Origin of the sequence: Nocardioides oceani (assembly GCF_030412965.1) — a bacterium.
Taxonomy (GTDB): Bacteria; Actinomycetota; Actinomycetes; order Propionibacteriales; family Nocardioidaceae; genus Nocardioides; species Nocardioides oceani.
In genome coordinates this window covers 1-276 of record NZ_JAUHJQ010000173.1, presented here as the reverse complement: position 1 = coordinate 276, position 276 = coordinate 1, and the positions used below count along the sequence as shown (strand labels likewise).

The window sequence follows — 276 nt, the reverse complement described above, 5'->3', positions numbered from 1 at the left end:
CGAGCGGGCCAGGGCCTTGCTCAGCATGGTCTTGCCGACGCCGGGCACGTCCTCGATCAGCAGGTGGCCCTCGGCCAGCAGCACGACCAGGGCCGAGCTGACGACCTCGGGCTTGCCCTCGATCACGCGCTCGACGTTGGTGCGCACCCGCTCCATGACGCGCGCCAGCGTCTCGAGGTCAGCGCCTCCAGCGGTCGGAGATCCCACGAGCGGTCCCTTCGAGGTCGTGCCGGTGCCCGGCGGTGGATTCCAACCGTATGCCGTCGTGGCAACACC

1 protein-coding gene is annotated in these 276 nt (G+C 70.3%); it reads right to left on the bottom strand.

The features are described from left to right. The coding region (locus QWY28_RS23715; RefSeq protein ID WP_369292720.1) for an AAA family ATPase at positions 1–156 on the bottom strand (156 nt) is incomplete at its 3' end. Between the last annotated feature and the right edge of the window lie 120 nt (positions 157–276).